This window comes from Mucilaginibacter sp. dw_454 (assembly GCF_018449775.1).
In the GTDB taxonomy this organism is placed as follows: Bacteria; Bacteroidota; Bacteroidia; order Sphingobacteriales; family Sphingobacteriaceae; genus Mucilaginibacter.
In genome coordinates this window covers 1,044,214-1,066,769 of the sequence record NZ_JAAVVB010000001.1, presented here as the reverse complement: position 1 = coordinate 1,066,769, position 22,556 = coordinate 1,044,214, and the positions used below count along the sequence as shown (strand labels likewise).

General features: G+C 41.1%; 21 protein-coding genes. 9 read left to right on the top strand and 12 right to left on the bottom strand.

The annotated features are described in order from the left end of the window. Window positions 1–87 precede the first annotated feature (87 nt). Genes HB679_RS04800 through HB679_RS04790 form a run of 3 tightly spaced genes read right to left on the bottom strand, consistent with a single transcriptional unit; the run spans window position 88 to window position 1,735 of the window. A complete protein-coding gene (locus tag HB679_RS04800) occupies window positions 88–678 on the bottom strand; it encodes a hypothetical protein (protein ID WP_214070795.1) in 591 nt (196 codons plus the stop codon). Next, window positions 665–1,162: a sigma-70 family RNA polymerase sigma factor gene (locus tag HB679_RS04795; protein ID WP_214070794.1), complete on the bottom strand. Its 498-nt coding sequence runs from the start codon at window positions 1,160–1,162 to the stop codon at window positions 665–667. The genes HB679_RS04800 and HB679_RS04795 overlap by 14 nt, the downstream gene beginning before the upstream one ends. 45 nt (window positions 1,163–1,207) lie before the next feature. Then, window positions 1,208–1,735, bottom strand: coding sequence for a hypothetical protein (locus HB679_RS04790; RefSeq protein WP_214070793.1), 528 nt, complete (start codon window positions 1,733–1,735; stop codon window positions 1,208–1,210). 62 nt (window positions 1,736–1,797) lie between these two features. Between HB679_RS04790 and HB679_RS04785 the strand changes: the two genes are divergently transcribed. The 5 genes from HB679_RS04785 (at window position 1,798) to rpmA (ending at window position 5,400) form a co-directional block, all read left to right on the top strand. Continuing rightward, a complete protein-coding gene (locus HB679_RS04785) occupies window positions 1,798–3,216 on the top strand; it encodes a dicarboxylate/amino acid:cation symporter (RefSeq protein WP_214070792.1) in 1,419 nt (472 codons plus the stop codon). A gap of 76 nt (window positions 3,217–3,292) precedes the next feature. Next, window positions 3,293–3,814, top strand: a complete 522-nt coding sequence (locus tag HB679_RS04780; protein ID WP_214070791.1) for a hypothetical protein — start codon at window positions 3,293–3,295, stop codon at window positions 3,812–3,814. A 5-nt stretch (window positions 3,815–3,819) separates the two neighbouring features. After that, complete coding sequence (locus tag HB679_RS04775; RefSeq protein ID WP_214070790.1) at window positions 3,820–4,506, top strand: tetratricopeptide repeat protein; 687 nt, start codon at window positions 3,820–3,822, stop codon at window positions 4,504–4,506. Between the two features lie 76 nt (window positions 4,507–4,582). Next, window positions 4,583–4,891 carry a 50S ribosomal protein L21 gene (gene rplU, locus HB679_RS04770; protein WP_214070789.1) on the top strand — a complete coding sequence of 103 codons (309 nt, stop codon included), beginning with the start codon at window positions 4,583–4,585 and terminating at the stop codon, window positions 4,889–4,891. A gap of 50 nt (window positions 4,892–4,941) precedes the next feature. Further along, a complete protein-coding gene (gene rpmA, locus HB679_RS04765; protein WP_214070788.1) occupies window positions 4,942–5,400 on the top strand; it encodes a 50S ribosomal protein L27 in 459 nt (152 codons plus the stop codon). A 103-nt stretch (window positions 5,401–5,503) separates the two neighbouring features. Here rpmA and HB679_RS04760 read toward each other — a convergent pair whose 3' ends face one another. The 8 genes from HB679_RS04760 to HB679_RS04725 all read right to left on the bottom strand — a co-directional run bounded on the left by HB679_RS04760 (window position 5,504) and on the right by HB679_RS04725 (window position 17,895). Then, entirely contained in the window at window positions 5,504–7,816 is a 2,313-nt protein-coding gene (locus HB679_RS04760; protein ID WP_214070787.1) for a GH92 family glycosyl hydrolase, read from the bottom strand. Between the two features lie 15 nt (window positions 7,817–7,831). Next, window positions 7,832–9,373 carry a hypothetical protein gene (locus HB679_RS04755; protein WP_214070786.1) on the bottom strand — a complete coding sequence of 514 codons (1,542 nt, stop codon included), beginning with the start codon at window positions 9,371–9,373 and terminating at the stop codon, window positions 7,832–7,834. A gap of 101 nt (window positions 9,374–9,474) precedes the next feature. After that, entirely contained in the window at window positions 9,475–9,894 is a 420-nt protein-coding gene (locus HB679_RS04750) for an energy transducer TonB (protein ID WP_214070785.1), read from the bottom strand. A gap of 10 nt (window positions 9,895–9,904) precedes the next feature. Next, window positions 9,905–10,879 (bottom strand): polyprenyl synthetase family protein, encoded by a 975-nt coding sequence (locus HB679_RS04745; protein WP_214070784.1) that lies wholly within the window; start codon window positions 10,877–10,879, stop codon window positions 9,905–9,907. 86 nt (window positions 10,880–10,965) lie between these two features. Next, complete coding sequence (gene rnr, locus HB679_RS04740; protein WP_214070783.1) at window positions 10,966–13,104, bottom strand: ribonuclease R; 2,139 nt, start codon at window positions 13,102–13,104, stop codon at window positions 10,966–10,968. Window positions 13,105–13,205: 101 nt separating this feature from the next. After that, entirely contained in the window at window positions 13,206–14,897 is a 1,692-nt protein-coding gene (locus tag HB679_RS04735) for an ABC transporter ATP-binding protein (RefSeq protein WP_214070782.1), read from the bottom strand. A 1-nt stretch (window position 14,898) separates the two neighbouring features. Then, window positions 14,899–15,606: a 3'-5' exonuclease gene (locus HB679_RS04730; RefSeq protein WP_214070781.1), complete on the bottom strand. Its 708-nt coding sequence runs from the start codon at window positions 15,604–15,606 to the stop codon at window positions 14,899–14,901. 132 nt (window positions 15,607–15,738) lie between these two features. After that, window positions 15,739–17,895 (bottom strand): ATP-binding protein, encoded by a 2,157-nt coding sequence (locus HB679_RS04725; RefSeq protein WP_214070780.1) that lies wholly within the window; start codon window positions 17,893–17,895, stop codon window positions 15,739–15,741. Window positions 17,896–18,105: 210 nt separating this feature from the next. Here HB679_RS04725 and mtaB point away from each other — a divergent pair, with 210 nt between their 5' ends. From mtaB to HB679_RS04705, 4 genes are read left to right on the top strand one after another with little or no spacing between them, the layout of a single operon-like run. Continuing rightward, window positions 18,106–19,425, top strand: coding sequence for a tRNA (N(6)-L-threonylcarbamoyladenosine(37)-C(2))-methylthiotransferase MtaB (gene mtaB / locus HB679_RS04720; RefSeq protein WP_214070779.1), 1,320 nt, complete (start codon window positions 18,106–18,108; stop codon window positions 19,423–19,425). 28 nt (window positions 19,426–19,453) lie between these two features. After that, window positions 19,454–20,620, top strand: coding sequence for a prolipoprotein diacylglyceryl transferase family protein (locus tag HB679_RS04715; protein WP_214070778.1), 1,167 nt, complete (start codon window positions 19,454–19,456; stop codon window positions 20,618–20,620). Continuing rightward, window positions 20,613–21,101, top strand: coding sequence for a GtrA family protein (locus HB679_RS04710; RefSeq protein WP_214070777.1), 489 nt, complete (start codon window positions 20,613–20,615; stop codon window positions 21,099–21,101). Before HB679_RS04715 ends, HB679_RS04710 begins: the two co-directional genes overlap by 8 nt. Then, complete coding sequence (locus HB679_RS04705) at window positions 21,067–21,858, top strand: inositol monophosphatase family protein (RefSeq protein WP_214070776.1); 792 nt, start codon at window positions 21,067–21,069, stop codon at window positions 21,856–21,858. The genes HB679_RS04710 and HB679_RS04705 overlap by 35 nt, the downstream gene beginning before the upstream one ends. 94 nt (window positions 21,859–21,952) lie before the next feature. On the opposite strand, the gene HB679_RS04700 is transcribed toward HB679_RS04705, so the two are convergent. After that, the gene (locus HB679_RS04700; protein WP_214070775.1) at window positions 21,953–22,504 is read right to left on the bottom strand and encodes a NifU family protein; all 552 of its coding nucleotides are present in this window, start codon (window positions 22,502–22,504) and stop codon (window positions 21,953–21,955) included. Window positions 22,505–22,556 lie beyond the last annotated feature (52 nt).

Sequence of the window (22,556 nt, the reverse complement as noted above, 5' to 3'; positions counted from 1 at the left end):
ACCCTATCACAATGGCAATGAGCTTGCCGGTATGGATAAGTGAGGTTGCCGGCTAGCTAATTGCACAACAACAAAAGGATTTGCAAATTAATCGAACTGATTTTGCAGGCGGGTGAGCCGCTCTATGATCAGGTTGAGTTTTTCCTGTTCGTTTTTTACAAACTGTACTCTGATATAGAAAGTCGAGAAACAAATGATTCCTACATACACGCTATATGCCAGGGCTTTAAACATTGCAGAGTGGCTCTGCAACACTTCTATAAAGTACAAGAATAAGCCGGTACTCATTAACAATACATAGATATAATATAGACGGCCGTATAGCTTTGCGCGATTTCTTTGGTATTCTTTTAAATCCTGTAGATAAGCCGCTGGGTTAATGGTGACATCCTGTTTACTGATGATGCGGTAATCTCTAAGCATTACTAACAGGAATAATATGACAGTGATAAGTACAATAGCTATACCAAGGTAAGTAGCCCATGAGTTAAATACAAAAAACAACATTATAGCCGATAGTCCTGCAACAGTTATCAACATAATGGTGATGTTCCAAAACAGTTTTCTGCTTAGCCCGCTAATTCCCTTCTTTACCTGTTTCAGCATATCATCTACAGAAAGCTGATCCTTCTTTGGCTGTTCCTGCCAAACCGACATTAAATGATCAAAGTCTTTCATACTGATTATATAGCTCCGTCAATTTTTGTTTAATGCGGAAAATCTTCACCCGCAAATTACCTTCTGATATACCCGATATATCTGCTATCTCCGGATAGGGCATTTCATCAAGCACCATCGTTATAATAATTCTTTCAGACTCCTCTAACTTAGAAATACATTTGTATAATAAAGCTACCTGTTCATTTTTTTCAGAAACCTCTTCCATTTTAGTTTCTGCTATATGCGGCGTAAGCTCGTCTTTAGCCTGGCGCTTCTCTGATCTAAGATACGTTAAACAGGTATTTACCGCAATGCGATAAATCCAGGTTGATATCATGGCCTGGTTTCTGAATTTGTCCAGGTTTTGCCAAACTTTTAAAAAAGTTTCTTGTAATAGGTCGTTCGCAGCATCATCGTCCCCCGTATAGCCATAGCACAAATGGAATATCTTTTTTGAGTTAGCCTCAAAAATTTGTTTAAAGACAATTTCCTTATGCGCCACAGTAATAGGTAAGTTTTGTATTAAGACGCAAAGATAACGGCTTTGTTACAACAAGTAGCTGCTCTTATTAAACCAACTTAACTTTTTTTCTGCGTCATCCAACATGGCGTTATACTCATTAGTGAAATCTAACTGTAAATCTTCATGTAGTTTACCTATTGATGTACGGATCTTTTCCACCTGGCGTATCAGTATTAACCGCAAGGGTTTGTATGAAGTTTTCCGATCGGCATATTGAATATAATTGGCGCAAAAATTAAGCAGCAATTCAATTTCAGCGTCTTTTGAAGCTGAAAACTTAGTGTACTTGCCAATTAACCTTAATATTTTACGCAGATATTTAGCTGCTTCATAACTACGCACGGGTAGTTGACTAAACATAAACCCAGCTTCGGCTTTTACCTTCTCTACAAACTCCGTCTGATTGTTGGATTCAAACAGTAAATAAGCTAGTAATTCTTTGTTCTCTTTTTTATGGCGCGCCAGCCTGAGACATAGCTCGGCTATTTGCAAGCCCGATAAATGCTGCAGCTCTTTCTTGATATCCTGTAGGCCATAGTTGGCTGTACTCATGTTTGTAATTTATAGTTTAGCAAAATAGTAAATAGTCGTAGCTTCGCACTGTATATTAGTAAATGAAAAAAAGCAAGCTTACGCTTTATATTTTTATCGCACTTATTTTAGGTGTAATTGTTGGTTACATTTATAATGTATCGGTAGTTGCAACATACAATAACAAAATCAATGCCGCCGAAACCAGTATCAAAGCTATTGACAATAAACTAATAGCTGTAAAAGATACCTCGTCTATACTCTACAAAGATCTTAAAATACAACGTGTTGCACACGCTAAAATCCGTAAAACCAATGATACTATACGGGAAGACAAAGTGGAATATTTTACCATTTTGAGTGATATTTTTCTACGGTTGATCAAAATGATTGTCGCGCCATTAGTGTTTACCACACTGGTTGTTGGGGTGGCAAAGGTAGACGATATTAAGGCAGTAGGCCGCATTGGCATGAAAACGTTACTTTGGTTTTTTAGCGCCACCATAGTATCGTTATTACTGGGGATGTTGCTGGTTAACTTTTTTGAACCTGGTAGGGAAATGCATTTGATGTTGCCTGACAGTCATTTAGGTACCGACATCCAAAAGACCGCTTTGTCATTAAGAGATTTTGTTGGGCACGTATTTCCGAGAAGCTTTTTCGAGTCGATGTCAAATAATGAGATACTACAAATTGTGGTGTTCGCTTTGTTTTTTGGTGTTGCGACAGCATCAATCGGCGAAAAACGAGAGATCGTCATTAAAGCCTTTGACGCCATAGCGCAGGTTATTCTTAAAATTACAAGTTATGTGATGATGCTGGCGCCGTTAGCTGTATTTGGCGCTATTACAGCTATTGTTTCCAAACAGGGGCTTGGTGTGTTGTCAACTTATGCGGTGTTTATTGGCGAGTTCTATTTCTCGCTGACTTTGCTTTGGTGTATTATCATTATAGCGGGTTTCGTTGTGTTAAAATCGAGGGTATTTAACCTGCTCGCTAATATTAAAGATGCCGTATTGGTTGCATTTAGCACCTCAACCAGCGAGGCGGCTTATCCGCGAATATTGATTGAAATGGAACGCTTTGGCTGCAGCAATAAAATAGTAAGTTTTGTATTGCCGCTAGGCTACTCGTTTAACCTGGACGGCTCAATGATGTATATGACTTTTGCCTCTTTGTTCCTGGCGCAGTCATACAGCGTTCACCTTTCAACCGTGCAACAGCTTACCATGTTGTTTACTTTGATGTTGACCAGTAAGGGCGTTGCAGGGGTGCCGCGCGCATCGCTGGCCGTGGTTGCGGGCACCATCGCCATGTTCAATATTCCGGAGGCGGGTTTAGCCTTGTTAATAGGTATTGATCCGCTGCTTGATATGGGCAGATCTGCAACTAATGTGTTGGGTAATGCTATGGCCACGGCGGTAGTAAGTAAATGGGAGGGAGAATTGACGACCGAGCCATTTTTAATGAGTGATTTAGTGAATGAGCGATTGAGTGAGTGAATGATGAATTAGTTTTTTAATTTTGCCGGAATTACCATCATAAAAAGATTAACTCAAAAATCATTCATCCGTCCCCATGGCTTATATAGGCTTTAAACTTTCTGATTCAAAAAGAATATTCCTGGCGCTAAGCGTTATTTTACCATGCTTGTTTTATTGCCTGTATTATTACCATCATATGCTAAAAAATGCACCATACAGATTCACAGAATTCGAGTCGATAAGCATTCAATATGGCGACCGGGACAGTTTGCTAAATAAATATGATTCAAAGACTGGCGATTATCAATATTTAAACAATCGCGACTCGTTAGTAAAAATGCATTTGCATTTAAACCAGAAAGACCTGCTTTATCTGCACCGCAAAGCAGCCGACCTTGGTTTCTGGGATTTTCCTTCCGACGAAACGGGCGACAGCGTGAAAACTAATCCTAAACCTGTGCGCTATATTATAGAGTTTAAATATAAGCGCAAAAGTAAAAAGGTAGTGTATGACGCCAATTTTGTAGGAGACATCAGATTGATAGATGCCAATCAGGGTGTAATCAAAGAAATATTGCAGGTATTGAACGACGAGGAGCAGAATCAGAAAAAATAGACACTATGAAAAATGTATTAGTATTTTTTCTCTGTTTAATGGCTTTTCCATCAATCGCGCAGCAGCTTACTTACACTCAATTCAAACAAGACGCATCGTCAGCAATTAATCTGCAGCCTGAGTATGGCGGTCTTGCTAAAACAAAAGAGCAAACAGAAGAGGATAATACCTTTATTAAAGCCGCCCTTTCACAATACCCGACGCGTTTAAAAGCATCGGCCCACATGGTAGAGCTTGGTTTTAAATATCTTTATCAGGGAGATATAGAAACTGCAATGAAACGTTTTAACCAGGCGTGGTTGCTTGAGCCTAAAAACGAAAATGTCTATTGGGGATATGGCGCTGTGTATTTTACTTTCGGGGATAATGACGAGGCGCTAAGGCAATTAGATAAAGGGCTTACTATAAATCCAGAAAGTTCTAATCTTTTAACAGATAAAGCTACTATCTACACATCTTATTTTTTTGGTACAAAAGAAATGCATTACCTTGATGATGCTATTAACCTTTTTATCAAATCATATAATATCGATCCTAATAATCAAAACACGCTATTCAAATTATCTGCTGCTTATTTTTATAAGCAGGATTGCACTAATGCCAAAAGGTACTATGATGAATGCATGAAGTTGGGTGGCCAACCCATACCCAAAGGATATAGCGATGATTTGCAAAAGCAATGCGGAAAGTAATTATTACTTGCATTGTTTTATTTAAATAAATATGCTATATTTGCACCTCGAATTTTAAAACAATAATTAACAAACCATGTACGCAATAGTAAGTATAGCAGGACAGCAATTTAAAGTTGCTAAAGACCAGCAGATCTTTGTACACAGATTACAAGGTGATGAAGGCGCTAGTATTGAATTTGGCAATGTGTTGTTAGCAGAAAACGAAGGCAAATTCAAATTAGGAACTGATTTGACAAGTGCTAAAGTATCGGCTACGATCCTGTCTCATTTAAAAGGTGATAAAGTAATAATCTTCAAAAAGAAAAGAAGAAAAGGTTACAAAAAGAAAAACGGTCACCGTCAGCAATTTACCAAGATCCAGATCACCGGTATTACTTTATAATCAGATTTTTAAAACGATTGGTTTTATGCCGATCATAAAAATATAAGAGAATGGCACACAAAAAAGGGGCCGGTAGTTCAAGAAACGGCCGCGAATCGCATAGCAAACGTTTAGGTATCAAGATTTTCGGTGGTCAGCCTGCTATTGCTGGTAACATCATCGTTCGTCAACGTGGTACAAAACACAATCCGGGCCTTAACGTAGGTATCGGTAAAGATCATACATTATTTGCTTTAGTAGCAGGAGAAGTGGTTTTCAAAAAGAAAGCAGACAACCGTTCATACGTATCTGTAGTTCCTTTCCAAACTGCTCCTGTAATTGAAGATGCTGCACCAGCTCCAAAAGCTAAAGCAGCAGCTAAACCTATTGTTGAAAAAGCACCTGAAGTCGTTGCAGAAACTGCAGCAGCTCCGGTAGCTGAAGAAACAGCAGCTCCAAAAGCAAAAAAAGCAGCAGCTCCTAAAAAGAAAGCTGCCGATGCTGAAGAAGCAACAGAAGCTGCTGAGTAATCAGTAAGCACTTAAAATATAAAAGCCCGTATCAATGATGCGGGCTTTTTTTGTGGTGAAGACTTACGAAGTTTCAAAAACTTCGTAAGTCTGTTCTAAACGGTTACGCCTGCACCGGCATTTCGCCCATCTCTAACACCAAAGTACCGCCGTCAAGCAATTCCTGGTGAGAAAACCAAAGTTTATCCAACTTCTTACCATTCATTGATGCCGACTGTATATATTTCTTCGTCTTGGATGATCCTTTGGCTATTAAGGTAAAGGTTTTGCCATTATGCAAATCGATTGTGATCTTACTAAATAGCGGACTCGTGATGGTATACATCGGTGAGCCGGGCTGTATCGGGAAAAATCCCATGGCAGAAAATACAACAACCGATGACATAGAACCCCCATCCTCGTCACCCGCTACTCCAAGCACATTGTCTTTAAAATAAACGTCCAGGATAAAACGCGTCCATTTTTGAGTCTTCCACGGATTATTGGTATAGTTGAATAGGTATGGTATTTGGAATGCGCACTGGTTACCCATAGAGAACTGACCAATCAACGATGTCATGTCTGGAAACTTATCGTAAAACGCCGCGCGACTAGTGCCCAAACCTTCACGAAAAAGCTGATCAAGCTCATGTTCAAACTTATCTTTGCCGCCCATCAGTTCAATCAAACCTGGAATATCATGTTGTACACCCCATTTGTAAGTGTAGCCATTGTTCTCGTTATAGTAAGACTGTCCCTGCATTTTTGGGTCGATGTCAACCCACTCACCCTTGTCATCCTTAGGCATAAATAACATTTTGTCATTGCTCCAAAGGTTTTTATAGTTATTCGCTTTTGGGAGATACCTTTTATAAACTTCGTTATCGCCCAATTCTTTAGCCAACTGTGCTACCGCCCAATCATTATAGCTGGCTGCCAGTGTTACCGCGACCGCCGAACGTGCACTATGGTGTGCTTTGGCAAAAGGGTCCGTCTCCGCCTCGCCAACGTGCAGAGCAGAGTAATAGCCTTTTTCGTGATAAAAGTCTTCCAGCGCCCCTTTGGGGCCGTTTGTAGAGGCCAGCATAGTAGCTTGCTCAGCATTCTTCAGCATTCCTTCCAAAGCTTTCTTAGCATCGAAGTTTCGGATGCCCTTTCGATAACCATCTAAAAACATGACAGAAGAGTAGAAACCAAACATGCCGGGTCTGTCGCCATATACTTTTGGATACTCGGGAACCCAGCCACTTTGCTCATACATGTTAACGTACGATTGAAGCATGTCGCCCTCTTGCTCCGGGTTCAATATCGCGCGCAGCGGATGTTGGGCTATATAATCTCCCCAGGTATAGTCTTCGGTATACATGGCGCGCTTGTCGCTGTGCACCTTGTCGTCATAACCGCTAAAATATTTACCGCCCTCGTTGATGTCGACCATTCGTACATAAGTGCGGTATAGCGCGGTATAGAAAGTGCGTCGCTGACCTATAGTACCACCTTCGACTTTTATTTGGTCGATAGTTTTTTTCCAAATGGCTTTACCTTTTGCTGCTAGTTGATCGAAAGTTATGTCGGCTATTTCATTTTGATAATTCTGTTTGGCCTGTTCAACACTGATGAACGATACCGCGAAGCGAAACTCAATCTGATCCGGATCTGATTTAGAATAGCTCATCGCTATCTTTTGTCCATCCATCATTTTCGGCGTTGCTAATGCGCCTTGCACCGTGTATTTACCCCAATCTTTATCGCCTTCTGACTTTGAGCTTATTCCATGGCCTGAAAACACGCCGTACATATAAGCTTTGCCTTTTTGCGCATGGATAGCATCGTTTACAAATTCGGTTCCGGTTACTGTGTTACCTTCGATATCATATAAGCCGCTAGCATAACAATGGGTAAGCAACACGTGCTTCTCAATGCCTTTCGGAAAAGTAAACCGATAGATGCCGCCTTTGGCACTAACCGTATTTTCAACGCGGATACCTTTTTCAATCAACATAGTTGAATAATACCATGGCCGCGTGATCTCCATGTCGTGATCGTATGTTAACCGGTCATTCCAGGCTGAATTGTCTAATTGCCCTTTAGCCGGGCGAACAGAAAAGATAGTTTGTGGGGTGATAACGTTTAATGACAATAAGGGAAACCCGGTAATCTGATCATCCAGATAATCCTGACGCCTGGGATGCGTACGTACCATTTGATTAGGCAAATGTACCACCGGCCTGTTTGTATTTAATAGCGGGGCTATATTGCCTATAATTGGGTCGATGTATTCCAGGAAATCATCCTCGGCTGGAGACGCAGGTACCGGATCAGTAATTTTATCTGCCGATGCCTTTAATTGTGTTGGGATAACTGTGGCGGCGGCTATGATGCCACCAGCTTGCATAAACTTACGGCGAGATAAGCCGTCCTTTGGTTTTTCCTTCATGGTATAGAATATCTTTTAACCTTTTATCGCTTCGCGGATGGCTCGGCCGGCCGCATCGATCAGGTCTAATTTCATTTCAGAATATTTACGGGATATAATCACGCCATTGGCGCCGGCCTTATAAGCAGCCATAGTAGCCTGGTAGACATCATCCGGAGATTGTTTACGACTGTTTTTACCTACCGGGATGCCGATATCGATACCGGGCAGGATCAAACATTTACCTTTCGACCCAATAAGCGCTCTTTGCGTTTCACGATATACATAATCAGGCGACAGGCCTGCCTTTGGCAGATCATCATAAGAAGCCTCACTTAAACTATAACCCAGTAAATGATTGTTGAACCGCATCAATTCTTCGAAAGGAATATCCTTAAACATAGTAGAATGGATATTTTTGATAAAGTGCTGATAACGCTCGCCGCCGCAATTGTTGTAAACTACAATTTTTAGGAAATCCACACGTTTAGCCAGATCTTCATAATCGCGGGTAGCACGGAAGAACGGATTGAACGAATTAACGTGCTCAATATGCAAACCTACTAACTGCTTTTTGCCCAAAGCTTTTACTGCTTTGTAAACGTCGTCTACAATCTGGTGCTTGCCAAAATCAAATAATCTATCCCAGGCGACAATTTCCGGATATTCCAGCATGATACGCTGGAACTCCACATAATATCCATCGCTGGGGCGTTGATCGGCCTGGCAGGCTTTGGCAAACTCATCCAGTTTATGATAACCTTCTTTGGTACGTTCAAAGTTAATACCCCGCGCTTTGGCCGCGGCTTGGTGATATTCGCAAAAACAAGTGGAGCGCGATGGATCTACAGTACCCACCAAATGACTGGCACCCAAAGCATTTAACAGTGGGCCACTGCGCTCATTAAAGAATACAATACCATCCAAATCATAACTGGTACATGTATCGGTGGCCAGATCTGTCCAAAAAGCACGTATGTTTGGATTAAACAGGCAAGTGGTTTTTGCCTTACGGCCCACCAGATCTACCTCGTGGCATTGATCAATCCCCGGTATATCGTCGCGCCATTGATCTTCGATGGTAGAAAATACTTCCATGCCACGTTTGTGTGCGCCTTTTACAACTTCGGCCACTAAATCGCGACTGCCATATTCCGGCGAACGGGTATCTTTTAAAACTGTATTTTGATAATATTTAGCGTGGGGGATAGCATAATTACCTCCATGGTAGTTTTTATCGGCTTCCTGGGGTCCATGATCGGGAAAAGGCTGACCAGCAACTTGCCTGCCTGATAGGCCATCGCCATAGGTAAAAGTATTCAGGAATATAGTGTTGATTGCTCCACGTTTTTGCAAAGTATCCAAAACGTGATCAATACCCTCATCGGCAAATGAAGCCATGCCAACCTGTATGCCGTTGATGAATTCTTTGGTAGAAGGTGAAGCAATTGCCGACGAGATCTTAATAAGCGGACTGCTGGCCACTGCCAGACTAAGTAGAGCGCCATTTTTTAAGAACACACGTCGTGAATTGTTGCCCGCAATACTATTGCCGGGCGACAGCTTTTTGGCTTTCATACATTAGGTTATATTGGATTACCTAAATATGCTGATTATAATCGGCATGAAGGAATTAACCGGCTGTAAAAAAGCTGATACTAAAATAGAAAGCGGACTTGTTATTTTTTTGACAGTAAAGCAAAGTTTATCGGAAGTGCATAACGTACACAAATCGGCTTGTAATTCTGGGTGCCAGGCTTCCATTTTGGCATTCCTTTTATTACTCTGACCGCTTCTGTGTCTAATAGAGGTGACAGGTGCCGAACTATCCTCACATCAGTTATTTCGCCGTTTTTTTCAACAATAAAATCCAGGATCGCTCGTCCTTGTATATTATTTTTTCTTGCAGTTGCCGGGTAATGTATATTGTCTGACAGATACGCTGCTAACGCTTTGCTACCACCCAGATATTCAGGTGCTGTCTCCATCGGCTCGCCAAAAAACTTGTTAGTGTCTGGGTTGTGATTACCGCTGTTAATTTGTGCGTTGGTTATACAATATGAAAATGTAAGAAAAACTATTGAAATTAAGTATTTCATACCTCGGTACCTAATATTCGCGCACCATCAAACTGTCTGCAAAATCTCGCAGATACTGTTTGTTTTCTTCAGGAAGATTGATCTTTTCTAAAGCTTCAAACGCACGGTCTGCATATTCATGCATGGTGGTTTCGGCGTGTTGTTTTACCTGAACGGCATTGTAGATACTGGTTACTGCTTCAACTTTCTCGTGGTTGTCGAAATTTTTCGTGTCGATCCATTTGTGCAGGTCAGCTGTTTGCTGTTGATCGGCCAGTTCTAACGACTTGATTAATAAGTAGGTTTTTTTGTTGGAGATAATATCACCACCAACCTGTTTGCCAAATTTTTCAGGCGAACCGTATACATCCAGTATATCATCCTGCAGTTGGAAGGCCAGACCCAGATTCTCGCCAAACTCTGCAATTAGTTCGGCATCTTTCATATCCGCACCGCCTAAAATAGAACCTATTTTTAAAGCACCACCTAGTACTACAGCCGTCTTTAGTTTGATCATGTAGATATACTCGTCGATTTTTACATTGTTACGATTCTCAAAATCCATATCCAGTTGCTGGCCCTCGCACACCCCAACGGCGGTGGTGTTAAATATATCGAGAATAACACGTAGTAATCTGTCCTCAACCTGCATCATCAGCTTATAGCCTTCAATCAACATCACATCTCCTGATAGGATGGCAGCATTCTGGTTCCAACGCTCATGTACGGTAGTTTTACCACGACGCAGCGGTGCATTGTCCATAATGTCATCGTGCATCAAAGTGAAGTTATGAAATACCTCGATAGCCAAAGCAGGCGGCAAGGCTTTTTCCACATCGCCACCAAACAGATCGCAAGCCATTAAAAGCAGCGCAGGGCGCATGCGTTTACCACCCATGCTCAGTATATAGTAAATAGGCTCGTATAGCTCGGCAGGGTATGGCGGGTATTTAAGCTCGGTAACGGCGTTATCAATTAACAGCTGCAGATCTTGTAGTTCTCTCATGTGTGGTGTATGGTGAATGGTTGATAAGGTGGGTGGTTACACCGTTTTTAACTTAATCAACTCAATCCAACTTAATCAACTATATACTAATCTTGTACTAACGAAAAATCAATTTGTTTTTTGGTAAGGTCGACGTTTTTGACTTTGATCTTTACCTCATCGCCTAAACGGTAAACTTTCTTTTTACGTTGGCCAATGATCTGGTAATTTTTCTCGTCTAAAGTATAAAAATCATCAGAGATATCACGCAGGCGAATCATGCCCTCGCATTTATTTTCAATAATTTCCACATACATACCCCATTCGGTAACACCAGAGATAACACCACTGTAAATTGTGCCAATCTGATCCTTTAAAAACTCAGCCTGTTTGTATTTAACTGAAGCTCGTTCAGCATCGGCAGCACGTTTTTCCATTTGCGATGCATGTTGACACATTTTCTCATAATGATCTGCATTTACAGATTGCCCGCCATCTAAATAATGCTGCAATAAACGGTGTACCATCACATCGGGGTAACGGCGGATAGGCGAGGTAAAGTGTGTATAATGATCAAATGCTAAGCCGTAGTGACTACTGCTTTTAGTGGTATAAATAGCTTTAGCCATCGACCGGATAGCCAAATGTGTCAATACATTTTGTTCTTTTTTGCCCTCTACATCTTCCATTAAATGGTTTAATGATTTAGCAGTTTCTTTGTCTGATTTGGTGTTGATCTTATAGCCAAATCTTGCAGCAAAAGTGGCAAAACTGGCCAATGCATCAGGTTTTGGCGAGTCATGCGCGCGGTAAACAAAAGTATATTTTTGCTTGCCCTTGCCTTTTTTGCTTACAAACTCGGCTACCTTGCGGTTAGCCAGGAGCATAAAATCTTCAATTAGTTTATGAGCATCTTTACGTTCTTTAACGTAAACACCAGTCGGGCGGCCTTTTTCGTCTAGTATAAACTTAACTTCGGTAGTTTCAAAGCTGATAGCGCCATTCTTAAACTTACGATCTCGCAGGATATAAGCCAGCTCATTCAGTTTCAGTATTTCGTATTTATAATCGCCTTCTTTGGTTTCTATAACCTCCTGTACTTCCTCATAAGTGAAACGGCGGTTAGAATGGATTACTGTTTTACCAAACCATTCGTTCACGATGTTGGCTTTTTCATCTAACTCAAAAATAGCGGCGAAGCATAACTTGTCCTCGTTGGGGCGTAGTGAGCATAAACCGTTCGATAAACGCTCCGGTAGCATCGGTATCACACGGTCTACGAGGTAAACCGAAGTGCCGCGATCGAACGCTTCTTTATCTAAAGCAGAATCAGGGATGATATAGTGTGATACATCGGCAATGTGCACGCCAACTTCATAATTACCATTCTCTAATATTTTAAATGATATAGCGTCGTCAAAGTCCTTGGCATCAAAAGGGTCAATGGTAAATGTGGTGATATCACGGCAGTCTCTGCGTTTAGCAATTTCCTGCGGCGTAATATCCGCTGATATAGATTCGGCATCATGTTCAACCTCAGCAGGGAACGATAACGGGAAACCATATTCAGCCAGGATGGCGTTCATCTCAGTATCGTTATCACCTTGTACACCCAGGATATGCTTGATACGGCCAACCGGATTTTTAGCCTGCGCGGGCCAGTCGGTAATTTCCGCTACCGCTTTGATGCCATTTTTTGCACCATTCAATTCACCCATTGGGATGAAAATGTCGTGCATCATTTTACGATCATCGGGAATAAAAAACGCGTAACGGTCTGACAGTTTGACGATACCCGTAAACTCCATTTTGGCGCGATTAATGATTTCAATAACCTCTCCCTCTTTGCGGCTGCCTTTGCTTTTGGCATAAACGTAAACTTTAACACGGTCTCCGTTCAATGCGTTGCGTAGTTTACGTGGAGCAACATATATATCACTTTCATCAACATCATCTGTAACAATAAAAGCCGAGCCGTCATTTGTAAGATCAACTATACCTTCAACAAATGTTTTTAGTTCAATAAGTTGGAATTTACCTGGCGATACTTCTTTCAAAACTTGTTTGAAAGCTTCGTCTTCTAATATATCGAGTATTGTATTTCTTGCTTCCGGGTCGCGTATGTTCAGTATTGACGATACTTGCTTGTAGTTAAGTGGGGTATTGCCGTTTTGCTCAAAAATATCAAGTACCATTTGGGTAAGTACCTGGTTAATAGATGAACTTTTTTTCTTTTTGTTTGACATGCAAATAAATGTATTTATGCGAAGATACGGGAATATGTTCCAACTTGCGATTTTTGGCTGTTCAGTTCTGAAATCAAAACGTCATAATTTGCACCCTTGTTTTAAAACTGCGGAATGGCGTCAATTAGCCGCTTAGTATATTCGTTTTGCGGATGATTATAGATCTGATAGGGATCACCAAATTCGACGATCTCCCCCTTGTTCATTACCATCATACGGTCGGAGATGTGTTTAATAACAGATAGATCATGCGAGATGAAAATATAGGTAAGATTAAGCTCTTGTTGTAACTCGCGAATCAGATTCAAAACCTGTGCCTGTACCGAAACATCAAGTGCCGACACCGACTCATCGCAAATAATAAACTTAGGCTGCAAAGCCAGCGCACGCGCTATAACCACACGTTGCCGCTGCCCGCCTGAGAATTCATGCGGATATCGATCAAAGTGTTCCGGTAACAGACTAACACGCTCCAGTAACTGTAATACATGCTGCTTACGCTGCGTATCATTGTTATATAACTGATGAACCTGCAAGGGCTCCATGATAGATTGCCCAACGGTAAGCCTTGGATTTAAAGAGGAGTAGGGGTCCTGGAATATGATCTGAATATCGCGACGTATGGCGCGCAAGCCTGATTTATCCAGATCGCGAAGATTGATACCTTCAAAATCAATGCTGCCCGAGGTTGGTTCTATCAATCTTAAAATACTTCGCCCAAGTGTCGTTTTACCACAGCCAGATTCACCTACTAGTCCCAAAGTTTCGCCGGGGTAAACTTCAAAACTAACATGGTTTACAGCCTTAACTACATTTTTTGATTGGCCGAAAATGCCGTCTCTTAAAGGAAACCACGTACTCAGGTTATCTACTTTAAGTAATGGTGCCTGGCTATATATATTTTTATGGCGATCAGCGAGTTCGTCTTTTGTATATTGATATGCTTTACGAATGTTTTCGATAGTGTCATTGCTATTCATAAAGTCGGCGATAATTGGTAGTTTTTTTAAATGCAGCTTTACTGACGGACGGCAAGCCAGCAGACCTTTTGTATAAGGATGTTTTGGATGTTTAAAGATCTGTTTAACACCGCCTTGTTCAACCACTTCGCCTTTGTACATCACCAGCACGCGGTCGGCTATTTCATTGATCACACCCAAATCATGCGAGATAAAGATCAGGCTCATACCACGTTCAGTTTTCAGCTTTTTTAATAGCTCGATGATGGTTTTTTGTACAGTGACGTCCAGAGCAGTAGTCGGCTCATCGGCTATTAAGATCTCCGGATCGCAGGATAGCGCCATCGCTATCATTACCCGCTGCTTTTGTCCGCCGGAAATTTGATGCGGATAACTGTCAAATATTTCTTCAGGGCGGGGGAGTTGTACCTCTTTAAATAAGTTGATGGTTTGTGTACGGGCTTTAGCTTTTGATAATCCCAAATGTAACTGTACCGCTTCAGCTACCTGGAAACCGCAGGTTAGCACCGGGTTTAAGGAAGTCATAGGTTCTTGAAAGATCATAGCAATCCTGTTACCCCTGAATGCGCGCATTTCGTCATCAGAAAGATCTGGTATACTAATATCGTCAAGCATTATATTGCCTTTGACGATTGAGATGCTTTTATCCAGCAATCGCATCAACGCCATTGAGGTGACAGATTTCCCAGAGCCTGATTCGCCTACTATGCCAACGGTTTCACCCTCGGCCAGCTGAAAAGAAATGTCCTTTACGGCATCAAACAGGCCGTTAGCTGTTTTGAATTGAATACTTAGTTGGTCTACGATTAACATGTTAGCCTACTATGGTGATATTTTCGTCGGCTATTAATGCTTCGCCACGATAGCGCCTCAATAATTGCGCAGTGGCGATAACGTCTTTTTGGCAATAAGTGCAAATGCGTTCTAATTGATTATCCTTCCAATAAACCGAGCCTACCATACTACCATCTATATCGTCTTTTGGGGTAGGGATATTAAATATCGCGGTAAGCAGACTCAACGAGGTATAGCTTTTATAATCGCCAAATTTCCAAAGCTCCATGGTATCCAGATGGGCAATCTCCCAGGGCTTTTTGCCGGCGATATCTAACTGTTTTGGAAGCGGCAGTCCGTTCACTAACATACGACGACATAAGTACGGGAAGTCAAACTCCTTACCGTTATGTGCAACTAAAACCAAATTTTGCGGCTGCCCATTCAACATCTGCGAAAATTTTTCTAATAGTTCTTTTTCATCATGCCCGGCAAATGATTTAATGCGCATACCACGCGTCGATCCACCGGTAAAAACACCGACAGAAATACAGATGATCTTTCCAAACTCGGCCCAGATACCTGCGCTTTCGTAGAAATCCTCGGCCGCTTCTTCTTTTCGCAGTCGTTGGGTTTTGAGGTCCCAAAGCTTTTTGAAATTATCGGGTAATTCGTCGTGCGTGGCGTATTGTGGCACGGTCTCGATATCCAACACCAATAAATTACTCAGATCGTATTGTTCAAGCATCGGCTGTGTGTTATAAACAGCCAATATAATGATTGGAGCGGGAAACGGTATAATTTAATCTATCTGCTGACGAACGATTGACATGATGGTGCCGGCACCTGCATCAATAATTAGTCAGATCTATAGGCAGATTTAAGCTATAAATTTCAAGGCCGTGCTATTGTTTTGGATAGCCGATGCGATTTTTTCAATCAAATCTTTTTCCAAAAACGGTTTCAAGACCACGTCGTTTACACCGGTCGCCAAATAAATATCCCGGTCTTCTTTCATTACGTTAGCCGTAAGCGCCATAATGATGATTTTCGATTTTACAGGATCAGAAAAATGGCGAATTTGTCCGGTAAGCTGCAACCCGTCCATCACCGGCATCTGTATATCAGTAAGCACCATGTCATAGTTGTTAATTTTGAACAAATCCAACGCCTCCTGGCCATCGTAAGCCACATCGCATTTGATGTTCCACTTTTTAAGGATGGTTTTAGCCAACAAAACGTTAAGCTTATTATCATCAGCAAGCAGTATGTTTTTGTCTCTAACCAGGTCTATAAGCAAGTCACTATTGAAGTTCGATTCCGTATAGCAATCAACATCTTCTAACTGTTTAAACGGCAGTTCAAAACTAAATACAGAACCCTGCCCCGACGCACTGGTAACAGTGATGCTACCGCCTTGTAATTCAATGATCTTTTTACAGATAGCCAAACCAAGTCCAGTGCCTTTATGACGGGTAGCTTTTTGTGCCTCTGCAACCTGCGAAAATTCATCAAAAACATGCGGTAAATGATTTTTATCAATACCGATGCCTGTATCGACCACTCGCACTTTAAGTATGAAGTTATTGCCAAGAGTAAGCTCAACCTTTGCTTGGATGGTAACTTTGCCCTGACGGGTAAACTTTATGGCATTACCGGTCAGGTTCATCAATACCTGTTTTAAACGCATTTTATCACCTTCGCAGCAAATAGTGTCGTCAATGTTGGTCAGGTTTTCCAGCCCGATGCCTTTTTTCATAGCATGTATGGTCATGGTAGAATAAACTTCTGAAATAACCTGGTTGAGCATGAAAGGCGCACTTTCAAAATTCATTTTGCCGGTTTCATATTTCGAAAAATCCAGGATCTCATTTACCAGATCCAAAATCATTTCTGACGAATTACGAATAGCTGCCACCTGTTCTTTTTGAGATGGCGGTAAATCTTCCTGGCTCAATTGTTCAGAAAAACCGATAACCGAGTTTAAAGGGGTACGAATCTCGTGGCTCATACCCGCAAGAAACTTGCTTTTAAGTTGTGCATACTTTTCGGCGCTATTGCTGTAATCAATAATATCCTGCTCATTGCGGAAGATCTTCCAGATGTTGTAAAACACCGCAATCAGCACTAAAACAAGTAAAATAAAACTAACCAAAGCTCCACGGCTGAAATCAGAAAAAACATCACCTAAATTTTCGCGTAGTTCAGCTTTACTATGATTGATGTAGGCCTGCTCAATTGCTTTATAACCTTTCAAACTGGCAATAATCTCCTGGGCAAGGTTATTGTTTAACTGCAAAATTTGCTGTTCGCCTTTTACCAGTTTTTTGTTGGCCGCATTAATTTTTTTAGAATAATTATAAGCTGTTTTGCCGGATTGTATAGTGGCTTTAGAAATTTTTTGAGAATAAATAACCGTGTCTTTGGCTACGATAACGGTCTTGGCTTTTTCGGGTTCTTTTTTACGGGAAAGCGAGGCTATAACTCTACCAAAAAACTTCTTTTTAGCTTGTACTGTAGGCGCTATTTTAACTGTATCAATAGTTGTTACATGGTGTGCCACCAGTTCTGGTTTTGCCGTCTGGATATGATTGAGCGATTGATTTACCTTTTCTGATCTTTTAATAAGATAGTTTGTTTGCAGGCGCAATTTGATGAAATCGTTAGTTTTTATGATTTTATCCTGCACCAATCGCTTAAATTTATCTGGATCGGTTACCTCTTGTTTCCCAAATTTGATCTTATCTATGGTCGCCAGCACCTTGTTCATATCGGCAGATGAACTTCTTAAATAGGTTTTGTCTCCCGTGATAGTATAAAGTCGGCTGCTATTATCAGCGCTGTACAAGCGATAAATACAGGTATCAATCAACGCAGAATTTTCGCGCGATGTGATTACATTTTCGATGTTGCCGCGTAACAGTTGGGCTTTTTTATAACGTAAATACAAATACTCGGTGCCGCCAAAAAGTAAGCTTATCAATGCAATAATCAGGACATAACGTAAAATTGGTATCTTTCTGGCACGTACTATCATTCAGGGTTGTAGATGTTATTCATTTTTGTTCACTGTAGATACTGTGTTAACGTCAACTCACAAAAAAGGTTGCTATTAACGTATTCCAATAGGTTGTATAGCGGTTTTATTACAATTAAAATGTTTGTTAGTCGGGATAGAGTCATAAACTAATGCTTATCAAAAGCTCATTTAACCGTTAAACGATATTTAGTATATTTGCGGCCGCAAATGAATAAGAAAGTAGCATTTTATACACTGGGCTGTAAACTGAATTACTCAGAGACCTCGACGCTGGGCCGCTTGTTTAGTAATGCGGGTTATGATACCGTCGATTTTACTGATACGCCAGATGTATATGTGATTAACACCTGTTCTGTTACCGACAATGCCGATAAAAAGTGCAAGCGGGTAGTGAAGGAGGCTCTAAAAATATCGCCAGGTGCTTATGTAACTATTGTAGGCTGTTATGCACAGCTAAAACCCAAAGAAATTTCAGAAATACCTGGTGTTGACATGGTTTTAGGCGCTGCTGAGAAATTTCAAATCATTGAGCATATTACTGATCTCACCAAAAAAGAAAAGGCGATAGTTTATAATCAGCCTGTGTCGGCAGCTAATGAGTTTGTGCCCGCTTACTCTTTTGGTGATCGCACCCGTACTTTTCTTAAGGTTCAAGATGGGTGTGATTATTCGTGCTCATTCTGTACTATTCCATTGGCACGTGGTGCCAGTAGGAGCGATACTATTGAAAGCGTTATTCAACAGGCCAAGCAGATTGCCGAATCTGGCGTCAAAGAAATTGTGCTAACGGGTGTTAACCTGGGCGATTTTGGTATCATTAACGGCAAACGCGAAACAAAGTTTTTCGATTTGGTAAAAGCTTTAGACGAGGTTGAAGGCATTGACCGCATTCGTATATCATCCATCGAACCCAATTTGCTGACTGACGAGATCATTGCTTTTGTGGCGCAATCAAAACGTTTTGTGCCACATTTTCATATTCCGCTGCAATCGGGTTCTGATAAAATATTAGGGCTAATGCGTCGCCGCTACAAACGCGAACTGTATACAGATCGCGTAGCAAAAATTAAAGAATTAATGCCCGATTGCTGTATAGGTGTAGACGTGATAGTAGGTTTTCCTGGTGAAACCCGAGAAGATTTCATCGACACTTATAATTTCTTAAACGACTTAAATATCTCTTACCTGCACGTATTTACTTATTCTGAACGCGCCAATACCCTTGCTGCCGAGATGAAAGGAACCGTGCCCGGCTCAACCCGTGCCGACAGAAGTAAGATGCTGCATATCCTTTCTGATAAAAAACGCCGTGCCTTTTATGAGAGCCAACTAGGTAGAACAGAGGAGGTTTTGTTTGAAGGTGATATAAAAGAAGGTTTCATGCACGGTTTTACCAGAAATTACGTTAAAGTTAAAACCAAATTCGATCCGGTGTTGGTTAACGAACTTAAAACGGTTTGTTTAACAAATATATCGTCTGACGGTGATGTTGAAATAACCGAAGGCGCGGAAATATTGGTACATTAAACCTATATTCGCAGCAAAATAATTAGCTATGTTTCCAAGCTTAAGTTCTCTAATCCAATATCTATTCGGCATAGATATACCACTTCCCGTACAAACTTTTGGCTTCTTTGTGGCGCTGGCTTTTGTGGCCGCCTATTGGGCCTTTGTGCAGGAATTTAAGCGTAAAGAGAAACTTGGCATCATTCATTCATTCGAAAAAACAGTAACCTTCGGTAAACCTATAACTGCAACCGAATTGTTGGCTAACGGGTTATTTGGTTTTATACTAGGATTTAAACTGGTAGATATGGTATTTAACTACCACGCCATGATTGACGATCCGCAAACTTTTCTTTTATCCTCTCGCGGTAATTTTATAGGCGGTATAGTTTTAGCCGCAGTATTTGCTTATTGGGCGTATGCCGAAAATAAGAAACAATTACTACCCACACCAGAAACTCGCGTAGTTAAGGTACACCCTTACGAGTTAATGGGTAACATACTTTTATGGGCTGCGATTTTTGGCTTTGCAGGTGCTAAAATTTTTAACGCTTTAGAGAACTGGGGCGACTTTATGAAAGACCCGGTTGGGATGCTTATAGGCTTCAGCGGACTTACTTTTTACGGTGGATTAATTTGTGGCGGTGCGGCAGTTCTTTACATTGCTCATAAACATAATATCAAACCATTAACCATGCTGGATATTGGCGGCCCGGGTATGATGCTGGCATACGGTGTTGGCCGTATTGGCTGCCAGATGTCTGGCGATGGTGATTGGGGGATACCTAACCTTAAACCCAAACCGGGCTTTTTAAGCTGGATGCCAGATTGGATGTGGTCTTTCAATTTCCCGCATAACGTAAGCATGGAAGGTAATCATATTCCGGCCTGCGTTGGCAAGTTTTGTAATGTATTAGCCCAGCCTGTATACCCAACTTCTTTTTATGAATCGGTGGTTTGTATACTGTTGTTCTTCTTTTTATGGGCTATTCGCGATAAGATTAAAACAGCGGGCGTTATGTTTGGTATTTACTTGATATTGAATGGGTTGGAGCGTTTCCTGATAGAATTGATCCGTGTAAATACCCGTTATAATGTTGCTGGCATATCGTTTACACAGGCCGAGCTCATATCTCTTTGCTTGTTTTTAGGTGGGATAGCCTTGGTAGTAAATGGTCTGAACCACCAAAAAAAAGCAGCCGTTAAGCATGGCTAAACAATCAACCGCAAAAAAAATATTTCAAAATCAGGTTGTCCGGTTTATATTCTCTGCCGGAATGGGGTTTGTGGTTGACATAGGCGCATTTTACATGCTATATCACAAATTTTTGGAGCAACCTAAATACACTGTTTTTAATTACAGCTTTGATAATTATACATTATCGTTGGCTATTTCATTCTTTTTAGGTGTAGTGGTAAATTTCTTAATCACTAAATTTATTGTTTTTAGTGAGTCGAAATCATCGCCGGCTAAACAGTTTTTCAGGTTTGTGGGAGTGGCCATTGTTGGCTTTTTTGCAAATCTTACGTTATTAGATGTCTTTGTGCGATCGTTACATATGTATCCGCCTGTGGCGCGTATTACAGCGGCGTTGAGCTTGTTCTTCGCCAGCTTCTTTATCCATAAGTTTTTTTCATTTAGCCTATCATTAAGACATCAACATGCAGCTGGAGCAGATAGCGAAGCAAGTAATTGAGCTTTCAAAAAAAGCCGGCGATTTTATCCGCCAGGAAAGAAAAACTTTTAATAGCGACAAGATAGAGTATAAGGGACTAAACGACCTGGTCTCATACGTCGACAAAACAGCTGAAGGTATTATCGTGGCCGGACTGGAAAAGATCTTGCCTGAGTCGGGCTTTATCACTGAAGAAAAAACGAGCAGCAAAATAGCCGAGCAATACAATTGGATCATAGACCCCTTGGATGGCACCACCAATTTTATTCATGGTGTGCCGGTTTTCTCCGTAAGTATTGCACTTAAAGAGTATGATGAATTAGTACTGGGTGTAGTTTACGAGATTAACCAGGACGAATGCTTTTATGGCTGGAAAGGTTCGCCGGCATATCTGAATGGTAAAGAAATTAAAGTTAGCCAGGCGCCCAAAATAGCTGACAGCCTGATAGCTACAGGCTTTCCATATTACAACTTTGAGAAGCAAGCGCAATACATGGATCTGTTAACTCATTTGATGAAAAACTGTCATGGTATTCGTCGTCTGGGATCAGCAGCGACAGATCTGGCTTATACTGCTGCCGGGCGTTTTGATGCTTTTTATGAATATAATCTCAATTCGTGGGATGTAGCAGCTGGTATCGTAATTGTAAAACAAGCCGGTGGATATGTAGTAAACTTTAGCGGTGGAGATGAGGTGATGGATTCGCGTGAGTTACTGGCAACCAATGGCAGAATTACTGATGAAATGCTGGAAGTGATCAAACAGCATTTTGCCTAAAAGAAAACAAACAGTAACAAAAAAAGAATTGTATGCTAAATACAATCCTTTTCGTTTTTATCATAAAAACTAGTCTCTGATCACTAATCTCCAATTACAACGCTTCCGATACTACTTCAGTAACCTCAGGCACCATGCGTTTTAACAAGTTCTCAATACCCGCTTTCAAAGTAATAGTTGACGATGGGCAACCGCTGCATGAACCACGCAGCTCTACAGTTACCACGCCTTCATCAAACGAACGGTAAGATATAGCGCCGCCATCTTGCTCAACAGCAGGGCGTACGTAATCATTCAATATTTGCTGAATCTTGATCTCAATTTCTGTGCCTTCAAAATCTACATCATCTTTTTGCTCTTCAATCTGAACTTTGATCTCAGATTCAACTGCGCCTTTAACAAACTCTTTTAGTATCGGCTCAATATCCGGCCACTCGCTGCCTTCGGTTTTGGTAACCGTAACAAAATTGCTGGCAAAAAACACGCCGTTTACAAACGAAAACTTGTAAAGCTCTTTTGCAAAAGGTGAATTGTCTGCGCTCTCTCTGGTAGCGTAATCGGCACTGCCATTGATCAGCAACTTGTTCACAATGAACTTCATAGTTGCCGGGTTTGGCGTTGATTCGGTATATACGTTGATATTCATCTTGATGTCTTCTTATTTAGAACAAAGTTAAATAGCTTTTTGATTATTGTAT

Excerpts from the sequence above, each read along its gene's own strand:
- HB679_RS04705 (WP_214070776.1), top strand. The coding sequence starts at position 21,067 with ATGCAGCTGGAGCAGATAGCGAAGCAAGTAATTGAGCTTTCAAAAAAA.
- HB679_RS04745 (WP_214070784.1), bottom strand. The coding sequence starts at position 10,879 with ATGAGAGAACTACAAGATCTGCAGCTGTTAATTGATAACGCCGTTACC.
- HB679_RS04755 (WP_214070786.1), bottom strand. The coding sequence starts at position 9,373 with ATGAAAGCCAAAAAGCTGTCGCCCGGCAATAGTATTGCGGGCAACAAT.
- HB679_RS04725 (WP_214070780.1), bottom strand. The coding sequence starts at position 17,895 with ATGATAGTACGTGCCAGAAAGATACCAATTTTACGTTATGTCCTGATT.
- HB679_RS04780 (WP_214070791.1), top strand. The coding sequence starts at position 3,293 with ATGGCTTATATAGGCTTTAAACTTTCTGATTCAAAAAGAATATTCCTG.
- rpmA (WP_214070788.1), top strand. The coding sequence starts at position 4,942 with ATGGCACACAAAAAAGGGGCCGGTAGTTCAAGAAACGGCCGCGAATCG.
- HB679_RS04710 (WP_214070777.1), top strand. The coding sequence starts at position 20,613 with ATGGCTAAACAATCAACCGCAAAAAAAATATTTCAAAATCAGGTTGTC.
- HB679_RS04800 (WP_214070795.1), bottom strand. The coding sequence starts at position 678 with ATGAAAGACTTTGATCATTTAATGTCGGTTTGGCAGGAACAGCCAAAG.
- HB679_RS04750 (WP_214070785.1), bottom strand. The coding sequence starts at position 9,894 with ATGAAATACTTAATTTCAATAGTTTTTCTTACATTTTCATATTGTATA.
- HB679_RS04760 (WP_214070787.1), bottom strand. The coding sequence starts at position 7,816 with ATGAAGGAAAAACCAAAGGACGGCTTATCTCGCCGTAAGTTTATGCAA.
- mtaB (WP_214070779.1), top strand. The coding sequence starts at position 18,106 with ATGAATAAGAAAGTAGCATTTTATACACTGGGCTGTAAACTGAATTAC.
- rplU (WP_214070789.1), top strand. The coding sequence starts at position 4,583 with ATGTACGCAATAGTAAGTATAGCAGGACAGCAATTTAAAGTTGCTAAA.
- HB679_RS04790 (WP_214070793.1), bottom strand. The coding sequence starts at position 1,735 with ATGAGTACAGCCAACTATGGCCTACAGGATATCAAGAAAGAGCTGCAG.
- HB679_RS04775 (WP_214070790.1), top strand. The coding sequence starts at position 3,820 with ATGAAAAATGTATTAGTATTTTTTCTCTGTTTAATGGCTTTTCCATCA.
- HB679_RS04735 (WP_214070782.1), bottom strand. The coding sequence starts at position 14,897 with ATGTTAATCGTAGACCAACTAAGTATTCAATTCAAAACAGCTAACGGC.
- HB679_RS04785 (WP_214070792.1), top strand. The coding sequence starts at position 1,798 with ATGAAAAAAAGCAAGCTTACGCTTTATATTTTTATCGCACTTATTTTA.
- HB679_RS04700 (WP_214070775.1), bottom strand. The coding sequence starts at position 22,504 with ATGAATATCAACGTATATACCGAATCAACGCCAAACCCGGCAACTATG.
- rnr (WP_214070783.1), bottom strand. The coding sequence starts at position 13,104 with ATGTCAAACAAAAAGAAAAAAAGTTCATCTATTAACCAGGTACTTACC.
- HB679_RS04715 (WP_214070778.1), top strand. The coding sequence starts at position 19,454 with ATGTTTCCAAGCTTAAGTTCTCTAATCCAATATCTATTCGGCATAGAT.
- HB679_RS04730 (WP_214070781.1), bottom strand. The coding sequence starts at position 15,606 with ATGCTTGAACAATACGATCTGAGTAATTTATTGGTGTTGGATATCGAG.